General features: G+C 71.3%; 4 protein-coding genes. 2 read left to right on the top strand and 2 right to left on the bottom strand.

Features of this window, described 5'->3' with window-relative positions; translation table 11 throughout:
- Window positions 1-198, top strand: a 198-nt coding sequence (locus tag ABZV34_RS37865) for a tyrosinase family oxidase copper chaperone (protein ID WP_356287355.1), incomplete at its 5' end; no start/stop codon positions are given.
- A 77-nt stretch (window positions 199-275) separates the two neighbouring features.
- Window positions 276-1100 (top strand): tyrosinase family protein, encoded by an 825-nt coding sequence (locus ABZV34_RS37860; RefSeq protein WP_356287352.1) that lies wholly within the window; start codon window positions 276-278, stop codon window positions 1098-1100.
- 281 nt (window positions 1101-1381) lie between these two features.
- On the opposite strand, the gene ABZV34_RS37855 is transcribed toward ABZV34_RS37860, so the two are convergent.
- Window positions 1382-2110, bottom strand: coding sequence for a ribonuclease H (locus ABZV34_RS37855; RefSeq protein ID WP_356287349.1), 729 nt, complete (start codon window positions 2108-2110; stop codon window positions 1382-1384).
- A 19-nt stretch (window positions 2111-2129) separates the two neighbouring features.
- Complete coding sequence (locus tag ABZV34_RS37850; protein ID WP_356287346.1) at window positions 2130-3146, bottom strand: helix-turn-helix domain-containing protein; 1017 nt, start codon at window positions 3144-3146, stop codon at window positions 2130-2132.
- Between the last annotated feature and the right edge of the window lie 193 nt (window positions 3147-3339).

Here is a 3339-nt window from a genome sequence, read left to right as displayed (position 1 = left end):
CGTGCCGGTGGCGGCGGCCACCATCACGGCGCCGGCTACGGCGTGTTCGTCGACGGGGTGGAACTGCACTTGATGCAGAACGCGGACGGCAGCTGGATCAGCGTCGTCAGCCACTACGACCCGGTGGCCACCCCGCGCGACGCCGCCCGCGCCGCGGTCGTGGAACTGCAAGGGGCGCCCCTCGTCCCCCTCGGCTGACCGCACCCGCACCCGCACCCGCGACCAGCGACGCAACAGCACGTCAGCACCGCACAGCAGACCGTGGAGTCCCGCACATGACCGTACGCAAGAACCAGGCGAACCTCTCCGCCGACGAGAAGCGGCGTTTCGTCGACGCGCTCCTCCAGCTCAAGCGCAGTGGCCGGTACGACGCCTTCGTCACCACGCACAACGCCTTCATCATGGGCGACACGGACAACGGTGAACGGACAGGCCACCGTTCGCCGTCGTTCCTGCCCTGGCACCGCAGATTCCTGCTGGAGTTCGAACGGGCCCTGCAGTCCGTGGACGCCTCGGTCGCCCTGCCGTACTGGGACTGGAGCACCGACCGTTCACCCCGCGCGTCCCTGTGGGCCCCGGACTTCCTCGGCGGCACCGGTCGCAGCCTGGACGGCCGGGTGATGGACGGCCCCTTCGCGGCCGCCGCCGGCAACTGGACGATCAACGTACGCGTCGACACCCGTACGTATCTGAGGCGTTCGCTCGGCAGCGGCGTCCGGGAGCTGCCGACCCGTGCGGAGGTGGAGTCCGTGCTCGGGATGGCCACGTACGACATGGCGCCGTGGAACAGTTCCTCGGACGGCTTCCGCAACCACCTCGAAGGCTGGCGTGGCGTCAACCTCCACAACCGGGTGCACGTCTGGGTCGGCGGGCAGATGGCCACCGGCGTCTCCCCCAACGACCCGGTGTTCTGGCTCCACCACGCCTACATAGACAAGCTCTGGGCCGACTGGCAGCACCGCCACCCCCGCTCCGGATACCTGCCGCTCTCCGGTACGGCCGACGTGATCGACCTCGGCGAGACGATGAAGCCCTGGAACGACGTGCGGCCCTCGGACCTGCTGGATCACACCGCGTTCTACACGTTCGACGCCGCCTGAACCGAGGCACCGGCACTCCCGGCCGAGGCACTCCCCTGCCGACGCCGGGCACGGTGCGGTGGCCCTCGCAACGGCGGGGCCACCGCATCGCCCGTCTTCCGCCTCGCGCGTCACCCGTCCTGCGCAACGCCCGTCGCGCGCCGCGCGATCGCCGATCACTGCGGTCCGATTCGCTCCGTCCCGATCCGTTTTGGATTGATTCGGATTGATTCGGATTGATTCGGTTAGGTTAGGTTCGGCAGTCGGTCCGTCACCGTGCGCCTTGGAGTACTACGGGCGCACTAGACGTCGCTCGTCTCGGACGTGCGGCACTCGGGATGGCCCCAGCCCTGGCCGTTCTTGGCGATGGACTCACCCGCCGCGTACGAGCGGCCGCAGACACAGCGTCCGGGGAACTTGGCCTTGATCGTGCGGGCCGACGCGCCCTGCCGTGCGGCCGCCGTGCTCTGTGGGGGCGTCTTGGCCGCGGCGCGGCGGCGGACCGCGCCCGAGGCGGCGGGGGTGTCGGGAGACGCGGGAGGCTCCGGGGAGCCGAGGTCGCTGCCCGCGGGCTGCTGGACCACCGCGGCCTGGCTCGCGGCACGGTCGGCGAAGTCGTTGAGCCGGTCACCGTCGACCTGGTGGGCGGGGACGTAGCGGAACTCCACGGTGCGGCCGTCGAGGAGTTCGTCGATGCGTGCGACGAGTTCCTGGTTGGCGACCGGCTTGCCGGAAGCCGTCTTCCATCCCTTGCGCTTCCAGCCGGGCAGCCATGTCGTGACGGCCTTCATCGCGTACTGCGAGTCCATCCGGATCTCGAGCGGGACCTCCGGCGCCACCGCCGTCAACAAGCGCTCCAGCGCGGTGAGTTCGGCGACGTTGTTCGTAGCCTTGCCCAGCGGACCGGCCTCCCAGCGGGTCGGCGTCTCCTCGCCGTCGGCGACGACCCACGCCCATCCGGCCGGTCCCGGGTTTCCCTTCGAAGCCCCGTCACAGGCGGCCACCACGCGTTCAAGCATGGCCCCGATCATGCCACGCCCCGGGGACCGCTCACCGCACGGGGCGCGGCTCCCGGGCCCGGATCCGCGGGCTGGTGCCGAGTACCCGCAGGCCCAGCAGGGTGGCCGTGTGCAGGACGTACTTGCCGTCGCGGTGGCTGGCCACGAGGCCCCCGTCACGCAGTACGCCGATCTGGTAGCTGGCGCTGGGCAGCGCGATCCCCACGGCCTGGGCCACCTCGGAGGTGGTGCGGGCGCTCTGTCCGGCGACCTCGGTCAGTACAGCGGCGCGGGTGCGGCCCAGCAGGCGTTCGACCCCGCCGTCCGTGCCGTCCGCGACGGCGAGGGGTGTCTTCGCCACCGGGTAGACGAGTACGGGATCGAGGCCGGGGTCCGCCAGGGCGGTGGGCCGGCGCCAGCAGAAGTAGGAGGGGACGAGAAGCAGTCCGCGGCCCTCCAGATACAGGTCGCGCTCGACGGGGTAGTTCACCTCGAGCACCGGCGCGTTCCAGCGCGCCATCGGGCGCAGACCCTCGAGCAGCGCCTGGGTGCCGCCGTCGAGCAGGGCGCGGGAGCGCACCCCGACATCGTTGCCCACCGCCGAACGGATGTGCGGCCAGTGCGGTTCCAGCAGGCCTCGGAAGTAAATGCCCAGGGCGTTCGCGAGCGACTTGAGCGCGTCGCCGCCCGGGCGGCCCAGCGAGCCTGCCCAGGCGGGGACGGGGCGGGACTCGGCCAGCCGGGACATCTCACGGACCAGTTGCGTACGCGGGGTGCGCAGCAGTTGGTCGAGGCCGGCGGTCAGTCCGCCACCGGTGACCGGAGGGGTGAGGAAGTCCGGAATGTAGCCGGTCGGGGGAATGAGGGCCCGTAAGGGGCGCAGGGCGCGGCCGAGGGTCGCGTCACCCACGAACCGCTGGGAGACGGAGCGGCGCCAGTGTCCGAATTCGAGTGATCCCTGACCGGCCTCCAGCCGGCACACGCTGCACATCAGTTCCCAGAGAGGATCGGGCTGACGGGCCACTCGGATGTTCTGGAGGTCGTACGACGTGAAGTGAATACGGAGCATGCGGTCTCTCTCGCTCACCATGCCTGTGGGGGGTTCGGCCGCCCGGACGTGCCACAGCCACAAGAGGGGACGAATACCGCATGCGCATGGTTGCCCCGAGGCGAAGCGGACCGGGGCCCCCGCGGGGGGGGCGGGCTCTGTAAACCCCCGGGGGGGGGGGGGGCGGAGGCCGCCCGCCCGGCCGCCGGGCGGG

It is taken from the genome of Streptomyces sp. NPDC005195 (genome assembly GCF_040608315.1).
GTDB lineage: Bacteria > Actinomycetota > Actinomycetes > Streptomycetales > Streptomycetaceae > Streptomyces > Streptomyces kaempferi.
This window is presented reverse-complemented; position numbering and strand designations above follow the sequence as displayed.

Coding starts and splice junctions, on each gene's coding strand:
- ABZV34_RS37860 (WP_356287352.1), top strand. CDS start 276: ATGACCGTACGCAAGAACCAGGCGAACCTCTCCGCCGACGAGAAGCGG.
- ABZV34_RS37855 (WP_356287349.1), bottom strand. CDS start 2,110: ATGATCGGGGCCATGCTTGAACGCGTGGTGGCCGCCTGTGACGGGGCT.
- ABZV34_RS37850 (WP_356287346.1), bottom strand. CDS start 3,146: ATGCTCCGTATTCACTTCACGTCGTACGACCTCCAGAACATCCGAGTG.